Source organism: Pseudomonas sp. SORGH_AS_0199 (assembly GCF_031453735.1).
GTDB classification, from domain to species: Bacteria; Pseudomonadota; Gammaproteobacteria; order Pseudomonadales; family Pseudomonadaceae; genus Chryseomonas; species Chryseomonas aestiva.
Map to the genome: position 1 here is coordinate 735,168 of NZ_JAVJAE010000001.1, position 14,611 is coordinate 749,778.

Genomic DNA, 14,611 nt, shown 5'->3' on the forward strand with positions numbered 1-14,611 from the left:
TTCGGCGTGGACGGCGTTGCCACTCCTCGCCATAGCCCTGCTATGACTCGTCACGGCGCCTGGCCCCCATCGGAGCGCCGAACCGCCAAAAATCACTCGCCAAATCTCGTGCGAACTTCTGAAGCGCCACACTAGCGCCCGCGGCCGAGGAGACCCCATGCCTTCCGATTCCTCCATCTTCAGAACTGCCGCCGCCTACGCGGCCAGCGCCCAGCCTGCGGCGAGCGAAGGTGGCGTGGCCCTGTCGGTGCCGCGGCTCAATCTGTTCTACGGCAAGAAGCAGGTCTTGCAGGACATCGCCCTGGAGATCCCGCGCCAGCGGGTCACCGCCTTCATCGGCCCCAGCGGTTGCGGCAAGTCGACCCTGCTGCGCTGCTTCAATCGCCTGAACGACCTGGTGGAAGACTGCCGCATCGACGGCGAGATCCTGCTCGACGGCCAGAACATCTATGCCCGCGGCACCGAGATCGCCGAGTTGCGGCGGCGGGTGGGCATGGTGTTCCAGAAGCCCAATCCCTTTCCCAAGAGCATCTACGAGAACGTGGTCTACGGCCTGCGCATCCAGGGCATCAAACAGAAGCGGGTGCTCGACGAGGCGGTGGAGTGGGCGCTGCACGGCGCGGCACTGTGGGAAGAGGTCAAGGACCGCCTGCACGAGTCGGCCCTGGGGCTCTCCGGCGGCCAGCAGCAGCGCCTGGTGATCGCCCGCACCATCGCCGTGCAGCCCGATGTGCTGCTGCTCGACGAACCCTGCTCGGCGCTGGACCCCATCTCCACCCTCAAGGTGGAAGAGCTGATCCACGAACTGAAACAGCGCTACACCATCGTCATCGTCACCCACAACATGCAGCAGGCAGCGCGGGTGTCCGACTACACCGCCTTCATGTACATGGGCCAGCTGGTCGAACACGGCGATACCGACACCCTCTTCACCAATCCGGCAAAGCGGCAGACCGAAGACTACATCACCGGCCGCTACGGCTAGTTCCAGGCAGGCCGGTGCCCCACCCGGCGACTCGCTCCTCTCAGGCAGGACTGACAGCATGATCAACAAAGAAGGCCACACGCAGCACATCTCCCAGCAATACAACGTCGAACTGGAAGAGGTCCGCAGCCACCTGCTGGCCATGGGCGGTCTGGTGGAAAAGCAGGTCAGCGACGCCGTGCGCGCGGTGATCGACGCCGATGCCGGCCTGGCGCGCCAGGTGCGCACCATCGACGACCAGATCGACATCATGGAACGCGGCATCGACGAGGAATGCTTGCGCATCCTGGCCCGCCGGCAGCCCGCGGCCTCCGACCTGCGCCTGATCATCAGCATCTCCAAGTCGGTGATCGACCTGGAGCGCATTGGCGACGAGGCCTCCAAGATCGCCCGCCGCGCCATCGAGCTGACCGAGGACGGTGAGGCCCCGCGCGGCTACGTCGAAGTCCGCCACATCGGCGAACAGGTGCGCAAGATGGTCCATCAGGCGCTGGACGCCTTCGCTCGCTTCGACGCCGAACTGGCGCTCTCGGTGGCCCAGTACGACAAGCTGATCGATCGTGAATACAAGTCCGCGCTGCGCGAATTGGCCACCTATATGATGGAAGACCCGCGCTCGATCTCGCGGGTGCTGAGCATCATCTGGGTGCTGCGCTCCCTGGAGCGGGTCGGCGACCACGCGCGCAACATCGCCGAACTGGTGATCTACCTGGTGCAGGGCACCGACGTACGGCACATGGGCCTCAAGCGCATGGCCGAAGAGGTCAATCGGTCGCGCGAATGATCCGCCCGGTCACTCCCCCGGTGGCGTCCCGGACCTGCCTGCTATGCTGGAAGACTTGGCATGGAGTGACCGATGAGCAAGTTGAACGTACTGGTGGTGGATGATGCGCCCTTCATTCGCGATCTGATCAAGAAGGGCCTGCGCAACCTGTTTCCCGGGCTGGTGGTGGACGAGGCGGCCGATGGTCGCCGCGCCCAGACGCTGCTCGGCAAGCAGCGCTTCGACCTCATCCTCTGCGACTGGGAAATGCCCGGCATGACCGGTCTGGAACTGCTGAGCTGGTTTCGTGCCCAGCCGGACCACAAGGGCGTGCCCTTCATCATGGTCACCAGCCGCGGCGACAAGGAAAACGTCGTCCAGGCCATCCAGGCCGGGGTGTCCGACTACATGGGCAAACCCTTCTCCAACGAACAGCTGGCGGCCAAGGTCAAGAAGGCCCTGCAGCGCACCGGCAAGCTCGCCGAGTTGCAGGCCGGCGCCCAGCCACGCCCTGCCACCGGCTTCGCCAATGACTCCCTCGGCGCCCTGACCGCCGGCCGCAGCGACGTGGTCCAGCCGGTCGCCGCCCCGGTGGCGGCCCCGGCTGCCACCTCCAGTGCCGCCCTGCTCACCGGCGGCGCGCCGCCGCCACCCACCCGCGGCAAGCCCGCCGCCAATTTCGGCCAGGGCCAGCTGCGCCTGCCCAACGCCAGCATGGCCTGCCTGATCAAGGCCATCAGCATCAAGGAGGCCCTGCTGGTGGTCCGCCGTGGCGATCCGCTGCCGCAGATCCTGGAAACCGCCGTGCTCGACCTGGAGCAGGGCGAAGATGGAGGCGACGTGGCGCGCCTCAATGGCTATCTGCATTCCCTCAGCGCGGTGGAAGCGACCCCGGCCAGCGAGTGGGTGCAGGTCAACTTCCGCTTCATCGACCGTGACCCGGCCAAGCTCGACTACCTGTCGCGACTGATCGCCAAGGGCACCGCCCAGCGGCACTACGTGCCGGGCGCCTAGAGCAGGGCGGCGCTATGCAGAGGCTGGCACGGAGACTGCTTCGCACTGCGACACCGCGGATTTCTGACGCCTTGCCCATGCCCCTTGCCTGTCGCCTGCTGCTGCTGTCGCTCGTCCTTTCGGGTCCCGCCCTGGCGGCGCCCATCTACAAGTACGTGGATGCCAACGGCGTGGTCACCTACACCGACAAGGCGCAGAAGGGCGCCAAGGTGATGACCTTCAGTGACGACCCCATCGAGCGGCTCGACCAGCGGGTCAAGCTGCAGCCGCGGCACTATGCCGGCGGTACGGTGCTGGAGGTGCGCAACGACAGCTTCCTGCCAGTGACCGTCACCCTGCGCCTCTCGGCGCTGCAGAATGTCAGCGGGGTGGGCGAGGCGCCCATCCGCAAGGTCCTGCCGGCGCGCAGCCTGACGCGCCTGGCGACCCTGATCGCGCCCGATCCGGGCCGTCCGCAACGCTATACCCCGCAGCTCACCACCCTGATGGGCAGTGCCACCCCGGTCTTCGCCTCCGGTTTCGCCTATCCGCTGCCCTGGCTGGGCGGACCCTTCAACGTCAGCCAGGGCGCCGGCGGTGGTTTCAGCCACAACACGCCCAAGAGTCGCTATGCGGTGGACATCGCCATGCCCGAGGGCACGCCCATCGTGGTCTCGCGCGCCGGTCAGGTGGTGGAGGTGGAGAACGACCAGGATGGGCGCGGCAATCACCCCTCCGGCAACTTCGTGCGCATCCTCCACGACGACGGCACCATGAGTGTCTACCTGCACCTGCAGCGCGGTTCGATCAAGGTCGCCGAAGGCCAGTGGGTGCGCCCGGGCCAGGCGCTGGCGTCTTCCGGCAACACCGGACGCAGCACCGGGCCGCACCTGCACTTCGTGGTCCAGCGCAACACCGGCGAAGCGATCGAATCCATCCCCTTCCGCTTCGCCCAGGCGGTGGACAGCCTGCCGAACTTCGCCGTCGGCGGACCTTGAGCGCCGGGGTCAGCCCTGGGCGTCGAGGTACTCGCTGGGCGAGACGCCCAGTACCCGGCGAAACATCCGGGTAAAGGCCGAGGGCGAAGCATAGCCCAGGTCCAGGGCCACCCGGGTCACCGGCTCGCCGGCGGCCAGTCGCGGCAGGGCCAGCATCAGCCGGGTGTGCTGGCGCCAGGTGGAAAAGCTGGTGCCGGTTTCCTTGAGGAACAGCCGCGCCAGACTGCGCGAGCAGAGGTGCAGCTGCTGCGCCCAAGTCGCCAGTGCCGTGTCGTCGGCGGGATCGGCGTGCAGACTGGTCTGGATGGCCCGCAGGCGCCGGTCGGCCAGCGCCGGCAGGTGCAGGGCGGTCTCTTCGAGAAACACCAGCTCCGCCAGCATCAGCGCCCGTACGTGGCTGCCCAGCTCGGCCTCGCCGTAGGAAGCGCCGCCGCGTCTCAGGCAGCGCAGCAATTCGCGCAGCAGCGGCGAGATGAGCACCATGCGGGTGGCCGCCTGGGGACAGGGCAGGCCGCTCGGCAATTCGATGATCACCACCTGCAGGGTGGCCTCGCCATTGGCCCGCGCCTGGTGCTCGATGCGCGGCGGAATCCAGATCGCCTGCTTGGGCGGTACGTACCAGACCCCTTCGTGGGTGGTGACCTCCAGCACGCCGTTGACCGTGTACATCAGGTGCGCCTGATCGTGCACATGCGGCGGCCACACCTGGCCATGGGCGAAGGTGCTGAGCTGGGACACCAGGGGACCGGCAGGCGGGATGGGGGCATCCGCCACTACGCTCCGCGCTCGGTCGATTGTCTGTTCCTGCATAACAGCTGTCCGTTTCGGTTGGGCCGGGTCCAGGTGCCAGGGCCTAACCTGCAGCACTATGGCCGGAGCATCGGGCGCGCCCAGGGGTGACCCCTCTGCACGCCGCAAACCTGCCTCTCGCGGGAGTGTCGCACAGAACACCCGCCGCTTGGCTGACCTGCCTGAACCATCAGGCCTGTATTGAACTACCGTCCGATCGGTGGCAGCGTGGCACAGGGATTTGAGTGCCACGCTTTTTTATTTGCGTCGATGCTTTGCCAGCGGCTTCACAAAGCCGGGGTTTGGCCGTCGCCCAGTCTGCATGGCTTTGTTAGGTTCTGTCCTTACCCATCATGGTGGCCCTATGCCATGGACCGACGCCTGACCGCCCTGATCTCCTGCCTGACCCTCGCCCTGGCCATGCCCGCCCTCGCGCCGGCTGCCGAAAAGGCGACCCTGACCAAGACCTCCGCCAAGAGCCCGGCCCGCAAGGGGCAGGTCAAGCTCAAGGTACGCAATGCCAGTGAAGGCCGCATCTTCGAGGTTCGCAACGATTTCGACGTACCCGTGCGGGTCGAGCTGCGCCTGCAGCGCACCGTCAACGTGGCCGGTGCCGAGCGCCCGATCCGCCAGGTCATCGAGCCGCGCTCCACGGTGCAGCTGGCGGTGATCCGCAAGCGCCAGCAGGGCTTTCCCATGCACTTCGAACAGGCCTTCAGCTACAGTCCGCAGCTGCCGGTCGGCACCCTGCCGCCGCTGGCGACGGATGTCGCGGGTGCTGCCGACAACGGCATCGGCTATGGTTACGCCTGGCCCTGGCGCCAGGGTGTCTACTATGTGACCCAGGGCGCGGGCGGCGATTTCAGTCACCACACGCCCAAGGGCCGCTATGCCGTGGACATCGCCATGCCCGAGGGCACGCCGATCAGCGCCGCCCGGGCCGGCACGGTCATCGACGTCGAAAACGGCCAGTTCGGCCATGGTCCCAACCCCTCCGGCAACTTCGTGCGCATCGCCCACGAGGACGGCAGCCAGAGCGCCTACCTGCACCTGCGCCGCGGTTCGGTCAAGGTGCGACCCGGCGAGCGGGTGGAGATCGGCACGCCCCTGGCGGAGTCGGGCAACACCGGTCGCAGCACTGGTCCCCATCTGCATTTCGTCGTCCAGGCCCACACTGGCGGTGAAATGGTCTCCATTCCCTTCCGTTTCGTGCGACCGCTGGCGGCCCTGCCCAACATGGCGCTGGGCGACCGCTGAGTCCGCGCTTAAGGGCGTTCCAGACCGGCTGACGCCACCGGGCCCATCCAGGGCCCAGGCACCCTGTCGCCGGTAGAAATCCCTTGGCAGAAACAGGCCTGGTGGCGTTATGCTATCACCACGCTATTTCCTCCAGGGCGCGGGCTCTACCGCGGCCTTTCCTTCCTTCAGGCTACGGATGCCGCCCCATGAAAGGATTCCTGGCCGCCCTGTGCGCCGGTGGGCGCAATCGGGCTTTGCACCTGCTGGTCCTGCTGCTGATCGCCCTCGACGGCCAGGCGCAGGTGCTGCGGCTCGACGATCCGGCGCGCAGCTACGATCCCCGCCCGGCACTGGAGATTCTCAAGGCGCCCGCCAGTCTGACCTTTGCCGAGGCCGCCGCGCGCCCAAGCGGTGGCGAGGACGGCTGGCATGCGCCGGATGAGCTGGAAATGCTGCTCCATGACGGTCGCCAGGGCCTCTGGCTGCGCTTCGCCATCCAGGGCCGCGACGACCAGGCCTGGTGGCTGATTCCGACCTGGCCGGTGCTGGATCGCCTGGACCTGCGCACCCGCGCTGCCGATGGTCGCTGGAGTCCGCTGCAGCGCAGCGGCCTGGCGCTGCCGGCGACGCAACGGGCGCTGCCCGGGCGCCAGCTGATGTTCGCCCTGGCGCCGACCGCGGGCGCCGTGGAGGAGGTCTACCTGCGGCTGGATTCGCGGGAGACCTTCGTCCTGCCGCTGCGCCTGGTCACCCCGGCCACCTATCTGCGCGAGGCCCAGCAGGATGCCTGGCTGGTCGGCAGCTTCTTTGGCTGCCTGATCACCATCCTGCTGCTGACCCTCACGCTGTGGGGTTTCGGCCGCCGCTCGGGCTTTGGCTGGTACGCCCTCTATCTGCTCAGCGTCATCGGCTATCAGGCGGTCACCAGCGGCTATGGCGCCTGGCAACTCTGGCCGGAGAGCCCGGCCTTCGCCCTGCGCGCGCACCTGGCCTTCGCCGCCCTGTGCTTTCTGAGTGGCGGGGTGTTCGTGCGCTATCTGCTCAGTCTCTATCACGGCGGTCGCTGGATCGATTTCGGCAATCGTCTGCTGATCGGCTACTGGAATGTGGCGCTGGTCGTCACGCTGATCTGGCCGGACCTGCTGAGCTTCCAGGAAATGCTCGGCATGATGGCGCTGAGTTGCCTGGGCCTGCTGGGCACCACCACCTACCTGGCGCTGCGCGGCAGCCGCATGGCGCTGTGGTTCAGTGCCGCCTGGGCCCTGCTGTTGCTGGGCAGCGCCATCCAGCTGCTGGCTGTGGCCGGCTGGCTGGCCGCCGACAGTCCGGCCTTCCATGGGCAGATGGCCGGTTTCGCCCTGGGCTTCGTGATGCTGTCGCTGGGGCTCACCGAGGGCCTGAGTCTGCAGCGGCGGGCGCGAATCGAGGCCCAACGGCAGGCCCTGGAAGCCTCCACCGCGCTGGCCCGGGAGCGCGAGGCCTCCTTTGTCGAACTGGAGTTGCGGGTGGCGCTGCGCACCGTGGAGTTGCAGCAGGCCAAGGCTTCCCTGGAACGACTGAATCGCGAATTGCTGCACCAGAGCCAGACCGATCCCCTGACCGGACTCGGCAACCGCCGGCATTTCGAGCGCCTCTTCCAGCAGGAGATCCGCCGCGCCATCCGTGCCGAACTGCCACTGGCGGTGCTGCTGGTGGACATCGATCACTTTAAGGCGGTCAACGACACCCATGGCCACACCCTGGGCGACGAATGCCTGAGGTGTGTGGCCGAGGTGTTGCGCCAGCACGTCCAGCGGGCGGGGGAGGTGGCGGCGCGCTATGGCGGCGAGGAGTTCGTCATCGCCCTGCCCGGGAGCGACCAGGTCGCGGCCCGGACGCTGGCGGAGCGCATCCGCAAGGACGTGGCGGCGCTGGAATTGCAGACCGAGCACGGACGCCTGCGGCCGTCGATCAGCATCGGGGTCGCGGTGACCGTGCCGAGCAATCTCGAACACGGCCTGGGGCTCCTGGAAGACGCCGATCGGGCGCTCTATGCGGCCAAGCGCGGCGGGCGCAATCGTGTCTGCCTGAGCGATAACCTGCCGGCGCTGGGCAGCGGACGCGGCTGAGGCCGCGCGTCCTCAGCGCTCTTCCGGCGGGCGCCGGCGGACGTCCTTGGGATCCAGCTTGATGACCTTGGCCAGGACGATCTTGGGGCCCTTCATCTTCTTGACGATGATGCGCAGCCCTTCGGCCTCCAGCACCGTCTCCTCTTCCGGAACGCGCTTCAGGCTGTCGTAGATCAGCCCGGCCAGGGTCTCGGCCTCGACGTGATCCAGGTCGATGCCCAGCAGCCGCTCGACCTTGAACAGCGGGGTGTCGCCACGCACCAGCAGCTTGCCCGGCTGGTAGGCGACCACGCCGCGCTCGGTCTTGCGGTGTTCGTCCTGGATGTCGCCCACCAGCACCTCGAGCACGTCTTCCATGGTCAGGAAGCCGATGACCTTGTGGTCGGCTTCCTCCACCAGCACGAAGTGCGCGCCGCCGCGGCGGAACTGCTCCAGCAGGTCGGACAGCGGCATGTGCTTGGTCACCCGCTCCAGCGGATGCACCAGGTCGTCGAGGTCGAAGGAGGCGGCTTCACTGTCCAGGCCGGCGATGGCCAGGAGCAGGTCCTTGATGTGCAGCACCCCGGTAAAGGTCTGGCTGTCTTCGTCATAGACCGGGTAGCGACTGTACTTGGAGCGGCGGATCTGGGTGAGGATCTCGTCCAGGCTGGCCTTGCTGTCCAGGTAGATGAGGTCTTCGCGGGAATTGGCCCAGTCCACCACCTCCAGCTCGCCCAGCTCCACCGCCGAGGCCAGCACCCGGGCGTCCGGGTCGGTGGCGCGGTTGGAGTGCAGGATCAGCTTGAGTTCGTCGCGGCTGTAGTGGTGCTCGTGGTGCGCGCCCGGCTCGCCCTGGCCGGCGATGCGCAGGATGCCGTTGGCGCTGGCGTTGAGCAGCCAGATGGCCGGGTACATCAGCCAGTAGAACAGGTACAGCGGCACCGCCGTCCACAGCGAGAGCAGGTCGGGCTTGCGGATCGCCCAGGACTTGGGCGCCAGCTCGCCGACCACGATGTGCAGGTAGGAGATGATGAAGAACGCCGAGAAGAAGGCGATGCCGTGGATCACCTCGGGACTGCTGACGCCGACGGCGCCGAGCAGGGGTTCGAGCAATTCGGCGAAGGCCGGCTCGCCGACCCAGCCCAGGCCCAGGGAGGCCAGGGTGATGCCGAGCTGGCAGGCGGAGAGGTAGGCGTCGAGCTGGTTGTGCACCTTCTTGAGGATGCGCCCGCGCCAGCCATGCTTCTTGGCGATGGCTTCCACGCGGGTGGCGCGCAGCTTGACCATGGCGAACTCGGCGGCGACGAAGAAGCCGTTGAGCAGCACGAGGAAGAAGGCGAAGAACACGAGGCCGAGATCGGCGAACAACGTCGAGGCGAGACTGGTGGAAGGGTCCATTAGGGCCGAGAGCTGCAGAAAGGTCGGCTAAGCATGGGGGCGGGGCAGGGCAGTTGCAAGATGTTGCGCCCGCTGGAGGGACGGGGCGCACCCTGGGCTGACGGACAGTGGCTCTGGCGCCGATGTTTGCCGGCGGGCCTTTTTCGCTAGGTCCAGCCTTCCAGACGCATGGTGGCCCGCACCAGGCGCTGCTCTTCCTGCTCGATCTCGCGCAGGCTGTCCCTGACACTGTGGATGTGCTCGCGGGCGGCGGCATGGGCTTCGTCGGGCAGGCGCTGGCTCACGGCGGCATAGAGGCGGGCATGCTGGGCGTCGATTTCGCGGCGCTGCGGTGGCCGATGATAGAGATTGGCGATGCAGGCGAACACCGAGCCCAGCAGCAGCTCGTTGAGCGATTGCAGGGTGTGCACCAGCACCGGGTTGTGCGAGGCCTCGCTGATCGCCAGGTGGAAGGCGTGGTCGAGGCGGGCGTGGGTTTCCGCCGGCAGGCTGGCCGGATCCTGGCAGGCGGCGCACAGCTCGTCGTAGCGGCGGCCGATGAGCACCAGGTCGGCGGTGGTGGCGCGCAGCGCGGCCAGGCGCGCGGCTTCGCCTTCCAGCAGGGCGCGGACTTCCAGCAGGTCATAGAGGGTGCGCGGCTGGCTGCTGAACAGGTGCAGCAACGGATTCTCCGCCGCCGGCGCCGCCAGGCGGGCGACGAAGCTGCCCTGGCCGTGGCGGGTCTCGATGATGCCACGGGCGCGCAGCAGCCCCAGGCCCTCGCGCAGGGCGGTGCGGGAGACGCCGAGCTTGTCGCACAGGCGGCGCTCGGAGGGCAGCGGCTGGCCGACCTTGAGCACCCCGTCCACCACCAGCCGTTCGATCTGCTGGCTGACGTTCTCGGCGACGGGAAGGCGGGCGACGGGTGCGGACATAAGGATTTCCTGCTGGTATGACCACGAGGTTTCATCCTAGTGAGCCATCGGCCGTATTTGCCGTCAAGCAGGCTGAAACCTGCTAATCCTTTGGTCGAAGAGGGCGTAAAAACTGGTATGACCAGTGCGCTGGGTCATGGACGCCCTGGTTGCAGTCGGGGTACAACAAAGCCTCTCCAGCCAGAACAACAACAAGGGTGGTTACCCGATGAGCCTGGTCTACGACGAACGTCTCGACGGCGCCTTGCCCCGCCCGGACAAGGCGCAACTGCTGCAGCGGTTGCGTGTCGAACTGCCCGAGCACTGCCTGCTGCACGACAGGGAAGACCTCAAGCCCTACGAATGCGATGGCCTGGCGGCCTATCGCACCACGCCGCTGCTGGTGGTGCTGCCGGAAACGGTGGAGCAGGTGCAGGCGACCCTGCGCCTCTGCCATGAGCTGAACGTGCCCCTGGTGGCACGCGGTGCCGGCACCGGTCTCTCCGGTGGCGCCCTGCCACTGGAGCAGGGCGTGCTGCTGGTGATGGCGCGCTTCAATCGCATCCTCGACGTGGACCCCGATGGCCGCCGTGCCCGGGTCCAGCCCGGGGTGCGCAACCTGGCCATCTCCCAGGCCGCGGCGCCCCACGACCTCTACTACGCCCCCGATCCCTCGTCGCAGATCGCCTGTTCCATCGGTGGCAACGTGGCCGAGAACGCCGGCGGCGTGCACTGCCTGAAATACGGCCTGACCGTGCACAACGTGCTGGCGGTGGAGATCGTTACCCTGGAGGGCGAGCGCCTGACCCTGGGCAGCGCCGCCCTGGACAGTCCCGGCTTCGACCTGCTGGCGCTGTTCACCGGCTCCGAGGGCCTGCTCGGCGTCGTGGTGGAGGTGACCGTCAAGCTCCTGCCCAAGCCGCCCTGTGCCCGGGTGGTGATGGCCAGCTTCGCCGACATCGAACGCGCCGGAGCGGCGGTGGCCGACATCATCGCTGCCGGCATCATCCCCGGTGGGCTGGAGATGATGGACAACCTGACCCTGAGAGCCGCCGAGGACTTCATCCACGCCGGCTACCCGGTGGACGCCGCGGCCATCCTGCTCTGCGAGCTGGACGGGGTGGAAGCCGACGTGGCCGCCGACATCGAGCGCGTCAGCAGCCTGCTGGCCGCCGCCGGCGCCACCGAGATCCGCCTGGCCCGCGACGAGGCCGAGCGGCAGAAATTCTGGGCCGGGCGCAAGAATGCCTTTCCCGCGGTGGGGCGGCTGTCGCCCGACTACTACTGCATGGACGGCACCATTCCACGCCGAGCCCTGCCCGAGGTACTGCGCGGCATCGAGGCGCTGTCCGCGGAATACGGCCTGGCGGTGGGCAATGTCTTCCATGCCGGCGACGGCAACCTGCATCCGCTGATTCTCTTCGATGCCAATAGGCCCGGCGAGCTGGAGCAGGCCGAGGCCCTGGGTGGTCGCATCCTCGACCTCTGCGTGGCGGTGGGCGGCACCATCACCGGCGAACACGGCGTGGGTCGGGAAAAGATCAATGCCATGTGCACCCAGTTCCAGTCCGGCGAACTGCTCTTCTTCCACGCGGTGAAGGCCGCCTTCGATGCCCCCGGGCTGCTCAATCCCGGCAAGAACGTGCCGACCCTGCACCGCTGCGCCGAATTCGGTGGCCTGCACGTGCATCGTGGCCAGCTGCCCCACCCCGAACTGGAGCGCTTCTGATGGACAGCCTGGAACTGCTCCTCGACCAGGTCCGCGAGGCCCTGGTCCGTCGCCAGCCGCTGCGCATCCATGGCGGCGACACCAAGGCCCACCTGGGGCGTGCGGTCGAGGGCGAGCCGCTGGACGTCAGCGGCCACCGCGGCCTGGTGCACTACGACCCCACCGAACTGGTGGCCACGGTCCGTACCGGCACGCCGCTGGCCGAACTCGATGCCGCCCTGGCCGAGCGGGGGCAGATGCTGCCCTGCGAGCCGCCACGGCTGGGGGAGGGCGCCACGGTGGGCGGTACCCTGGCCTGCGGCCTCTCCGGTCCGCGCCGGCCCTGGGCCGGCAGCCTGCGGGATTTCGTCCTGGGCACCCGCTTGATCACCGGCACCGGCGAGCACCTGAGATTCGGTGGCGAGGTGATGAAGAATGTCGCCGGCTACGACGTCTCTCGCCTGCTGGCCGGTAGCCAGGGTTGCCTGGGGGTGATCACCGAGGTGTCCTTCAAGGTGCTGCCCAGGCCGCGTTGCAGCCAGAGTCTGAGCCTGGAACTGGACGCCGCGCGCGCCCTGCAGCGCCTCGCCGTCTGGGGCCGCGAAGCCCTGCCGATCTCGGCGGCCTGTCATGACGGGCAGCGGCTGCAGCTGCGCCTGGAGGGCGGCGAGGGCTCGGTGCGCTCGGCCGTTGATCGCCTGGGCGGTGAAGCCCTGGGCGAGGCCTTCTGGGACGAGCTCAACGAACAGCGGCTGGCCTTTTTCGACGACCCCAGGCCGCTGTGGCGGCTGTCGGTACCGGTCAATACCCCGCTGCTGGAGTTGCCCGGCAGCCTCTTGCTGGACTGGGGCGGTGCCCAGTACTGGCTCAAGAGCGATGCCCCGGCCACGGTCCTGCGCGCGATCGCCGAGCGGGCCGGTGGCCATGCGCTGTGCTACACGCCGGACGCCGAGCGCGAGGCCCAGCACCCGCTGCCCGCCGCGCTGCTCGACTATCACCGTCGCCTCAAGGCGCGCCTGGACCCCCAGGGGATCTTCAATCCGGGTCGGCTGTACGCCGGGCTGTAGGGGAAAGACATCATGCAAACCAATCTGAGTCCCGCCGCCCGTGAACTGCCCCGTGCCGCCGATGCCGAGCGGGTGCTGCGCAGCTGCGTGCACTGCGGCTTCTGCAACGCCACCTGCCCGACCTACCAGTTGCTCGGCGACGAGCTGGACGGGCCGCGTGGGCGCATCTATCTGATCAAGGGCATGCTCGAAGGCGGCGAGGTCAGCGAGAAGACCCGCGAGCACCTCGACCGCTGCCTGACCTGCCGCAACTGCGAGACCACCTGTCCCTCGGGCGTCTCCTATCACGAATTGCTCGACATCGGCCGCGCCGAGGTGGAGCGCCGGGTGCCGCGGCCGCTGGGCCAACGCCTGCTACGCGCCGGGCTGCGCCAGGTGCTGCCGCAGCCCTGGCTGTTCGGCGCCCTGCTGAAAGGCGGCCAGGCGCTGAAGCCGCTGCTGCCGGCCGGCGTCCAGGCCAAGCTGCCGGCGCGCATCGCCGCCCCGGGCATGCGCCCGGCACCGCGCCATGCCAGGCGCATGCTGATCCTCGAAGGCTGCGTGCAGCCGGGGCTGTCGCCCAATACTAATGCCGCCACCGCGCGGGTGCTGGATCGCTTCGGCATCAGCCTGGACGCCGCGCCCCGCGCCGGTTGCTGTGGCGCGGTGGACTATCACCTCAATGCCCAGGAAGCCGGCCTCGATCGCGCCCGGCGCAATATCGATGCCTGGTGGCCGGCGCTGCAGGGCGGCGCCGAAGCCATCATCCAGACCGCCAGCGGCTGCGGCGCCTTCGTCAAGGAATACGCCAGCCTGTTGAAGGACGACCCGGCCTATGCCGCCAAGGCGCGGGAAGTCTCGGCGCGCACCCGCGACCTGGTGGAGGTGCTGCGCGAGCTGCCGCTGGAAGAGCTGCAGCTGCAGGACACCCCGCGGCTGGCCTTCCATTGCCCCTGCACCCTGCAGCACGCCCAGCGCCTCGGTGGCGCCGTGGAAGACGTCCTGCAGCGCCTCGGCTTTCCGTTGGCGCCGGTGCCGGACGGTCACCTCTGCTGCGGTTCGGCCGGCACCTATTCGCTGACCCAGCCGGACTTGTCGCGGCGGCTGCGCGACGCCAAGCTCGATGCCCTGGAGAGTGGTCACCCCGAGGTGATCGCCACCGCCAACATCGGTTGCCAGAGCCATCTCGACGGCGCCGGGCGCACCCCGGTACGCCACTGGATCGAAATCCTCGACGCGGCCCTGGCCGCTCCGACCCAACCCTTAACCCTGGAGGCCCCATGAACACCAAAGCCGTGCTCACCCTTGCCGAGATCAACACCCTGCTGGCCGCCGGTCGCGCCGAAGCCGAACGCCAGGGCTGGGCCGTGTGCATCGCCGTGGCCGATGACGGCGGCCATCCGCTGGCGCTGTTGCGCCTCGACGGCGCCGCGCCGAACAGCGCCTACATCGCTCCGGAAAAGGCCCGCAGCGCCGCCCTGGCGCGCAAGGAGTCCAAGGTGCTGGAAGAGATGATCAACAACGGCCGCACCGCCTTTCTCAGCGCTCCGCTGATGCAGGGCATGCTCGAAGGCGGGGTACCCATCCTGGTGGACGGCCAGGTGGTGGGCGCGGTTGGCGTCTCCGGCGTCAAGGCGCCGGAAGATGCGCAGGTCGCCAAGGCCGCCATCGCGGCACTGGGTTAACCCTCTCTCGACAGTTTCGTTATCAAG

At 68.2% G+C, this 14,611-nt stretch carries 13 protein-coding genes; 10 read left to right on the top strand and 3 right to left on the bottom strand.

Features of this window, described 5'->3' with window-relative positions:
• Nucleotides 1-157: 157 nt before the first annotated feature.
• The 4 genes from pstB to QE444_RS03530 all read left to right on the top strand — a co-directional run bounded on the left by pstB (nucleotide 158) and on the right by QE444_RS03530 (nucleotide 3,739).
• Complete coding sequence (pstB, locus tag QE444_RS03515; RefSeq protein ID WP_133860362.1) at nucleotides 158-985, top strand: phosphate ABC transporter ATP-binding protein PstB; 828 nt, start codon at nucleotides 158-160, stop codon at nucleotides 983-985.
• Between the two features lie 58 nt (nucleotides 986-1,043).
• Nucleotides 1,044-1,769 (top strand): phosphate signaling complex protein PhoU, encoded by a 726-nt coding sequence (gene phoU / locus QE444_RS03520; RefSeq protein WP_007161478.1) that lies wholly within the window; start codon nucleotides 1,044-1,046, stop codon nucleotides 1,767-1,769.
• 72 nt (nucleotides 1,770-1,841) lie between these two features.
• A complete protein-coding gene (locus tag QE444_RS03525; RefSeq protein WP_309737364.1) occupies nucleotides 1,842-2,762 on the top strand; it encodes a response regulator in 921 nt (306 codons plus the stop codon).
• 77 nt (nucleotides 2,763-2,839) lie between these two features.
• On the top strand, nucleotides 2,840-3,739 hold the full coding sequence (locus QE444_RS03530) for a M23 family metallopeptidase (protein WP_273862596.1): 900 nt from the start codon (nucleotides 2,840-2,842) through the stop codon (nucleotides 3,737-3,739).
• Nucleotides 3,740-3,748: 9 nt separating this feature from the next.
• Here the strand turns inward: QE444_RS03530 and QE444_RS03535 are convergent, their stop codons facing one another.
• Nucleotides 3,749-4,549 carry an AraC family transcriptional regulator gene (locus QE444_RS03535; RefSeq protein ID WP_133860365.1) on the bottom strand — a complete coding sequence of 267 codons (801 nt, stop codon included), beginning with the start codon at nucleotides 4,547-4,549 and terminating at the stop codon, nucleotides 3,749-3,751.
• Between the two features lie 348 nt (nucleotides 4,550-4,897).
• On the opposite strand from QE444_RS03535, the gene QE444_RS03540 reads away from it, so the two are divergent.
• Together QE444_RS03540 and QE444_RS03545 are read left to right on the top strand one after the other, a co-directional pair.
• The gene (locus tag QE444_RS03540; RefSeq protein WP_263259655.1) at nucleotides 4,898-5,785 is read left to right on the top strand and encodes a M23 family metallopeptidase; all 888 of its coding nucleotides are present in this window, start codon (nucleotides 4,898-4,900) and stop codon (nucleotides 5,783-5,785) included.
• Nucleotides 5,786-5,973: 188 nt separating this feature from the next.
• Nucleotides 5,974-7,875, top strand: a complete 1,902-nt coding sequence (locus QE444_RS03545; RefSeq protein WP_309737365.1) for a diguanylate cyclase — start codon at nucleotides 5,974-5,976, stop codon at nucleotides 7,873-7,875.
• A 12-nt stretch (nucleotides 7,876-7,887) separates the two neighbouring features.
• Here the strand turns inward: QE444_RS03545 and QE444_RS03550 are convergent, their stop codons facing one another.
• Both QE444_RS03550 and glcC read right to left on the bottom strand, forming a co-directional pair.
• Complete coding sequence (locus QE444_RS03550; protein WP_133860368.1) at nucleotides 7,888-9,252, bottom strand: hemolysin family protein; 1,365 nt, start codon at nucleotides 9,250-9,252, stop codon at nucleotides 7,888-7,890.
• A gap of 146 nt (nucleotides 9,253-9,398) precedes the next feature.
• The gene (gene glcC, locus QE444_RS03555; protein WP_183631932.1) at nucleotides 9,399-10,166 is read right to left on the bottom strand and encodes a transcriptional regulator GlcC; all 768 of its coding nucleotides are present in this window, start codon (nucleotides 10,164-10,166) and stop codon (nucleotides 9,399-9,401) included.
• A gap of 208 nt (nucleotides 10,167-10,374) precedes the next feature.
• Between glcC and glcD the strand changes: the two genes are divergently transcribed.
• The 4 genes from glcD to QE444_RS03575 are packed head-to-tail and all read left to right on the top strand — an operon-like array spanning nucleotide 10,375 to nucleotide 14,584.
• Nucleotides 10,375-11,874: a glycolate oxidase subunit GlcD gene (glcD, locus tag QE444_RS03560; RefSeq protein WP_133860601.1), complete on the top strand. Its 1,500-nt coding sequence runs from the start codon at nucleotides 10,375-10,377 to the stop codon at nucleotides 11,872-11,874.
• The gene (gene glcE / locus QE444_RS03565) at nucleotides 11,874-12,920 is read left to right on the top strand and encodes a glycolate oxidase subunit GlcE (RefSeq protein WP_187980846.1); all 1,047 of its coding nucleotides are present in this window, start codon (nucleotides 11,874-11,876) and stop codon (nucleotides 12,918-12,920) included. Before glcD ends, glcE begins: the two co-directional genes overlap by 1 nt.
• 12 nt (nucleotides 12,921-12,932) lie before the next feature.
• Nucleotides 12,933-14,183 (top strand): glycolate oxidase subunit GlcF, encoded by a 1,251-nt coding sequence (gene glcF / locus QE444_RS03570; RefSeq protein WP_187980847.1) that lies wholly within the window; start codon nucleotides 12,933-12,935, stop codon nucleotides 14,181-14,183.
• Nucleotides 14,180-14,584: a heme-binding protein gene (locus QE444_RS03575; RefSeq protein ID WP_133860372.1), complete on the top strand. Its 405-nt coding sequence runs from the start codon at nucleotides 14,180-14,182 to the stop codon at nucleotides 14,582-14,584. Before glcF ends, QE444_RS03575 begins: the two co-directional genes overlap by 4 nt.
• The last annotated feature ends 27 nt before the right edge of the window (nucleotides 14,585-14,611 follow it).

What these genes read in the sequence shown, in the direction of transcription:
- glcE (WP_187980846.1), top strand. Translation starts at nt 11,874, where the DNA reads ATGGACAGCCTGGAACTGCTCCTCGACCAGGTCCGCGAGGCCCTGGTC.
- QE444_RS03530 (WP_273862596.1), top strand. Translation starts at nt 2,840, where the DNA reads ATGCCCCTTGCCTGTCGCCTGCTGCTGCTGTCGCTCGTCCTTTCGGGT.
- phoU (WP_007161478.1), top strand. Translation starts at nt 1,044, where the DNA reads ATGATCAACAAAGAAGGCCACACGCAGCACATCTCCCAGCAATACAAC.
- glcF (WP_187980847.1), top strand. Translation starts at nt 12,933, where the DNA reads ATGCAAACCAATCTGAGTCCCGCCGCCCGTGAACTGCCCCGTGCCGCC.
- glcC (WP_183631932.1), bottom strand. Translation starts at nt 10,166, where the DNA reads ATGTCCGCACCCGTCGCCCGCCTTCCCGTCGCCGAGAACGTCAGCCAG.
- QE444_RS03550 (WP_133860368.1), bottom strand. Translation starts at nt 9,252, where the DNA reads ATGGACCCTTCCACCAGTCTCGCCTCGACGTTGTTCGCCGATCTCGGC.
- QE444_RS03575 (WP_133860372.1), top strand. Translation starts at nt 14,180, where the DNA reads ATGAACACCAAAGCCGTGCTCACCCTTGCCGAGATCAACACCCTGCTG.
- QE444_RS03535 (WP_133860365.1), bottom strand. Translation starts at nt 4,549, where the DNA reads ATGCAGGAACAGACAATCGACCGAGCGCGGAGCGTAGTGGCGGATGCC.
- pstB (WP_133860362.1), top strand. Translation starts at nt 158, where the DNA reads ATGCCTTCCGATTCCTCCATCTTCAGAACTGCCGCCGCCTACGCGGCC.
- QE444_RS03525 (WP_309737364.1), top strand. Translation starts at nt 1,842, where the DNA reads ATGAGCAAGTTGAACGTACTGGTGGTGGATGATGCGCCCTTCATTCGC.
- QE444_RS03545 (WP_309737365.1), top strand. Translation starts at nt 5,974, where the DNA reads ATGAAAGGATTCCTGGCCGCCCTGTGCGCCGGTGGGCGCAATCGGGCT.
- glcD (WP_133860601.1), top strand. Translation starts at nt 10,375, where the DNA reads ATGAGCCTGGTCTACGACGAACGTCTCGACGGCGCCTTGCCCCGCCCG.
- QE444_RS03540 (WP_263259655.1), top strand. Translation starts at nt 4,898, where the DNA reads ATGGACCGACGCCTGACCGCCCTGATCTCCTGCCTGACCCTCGCCCTG.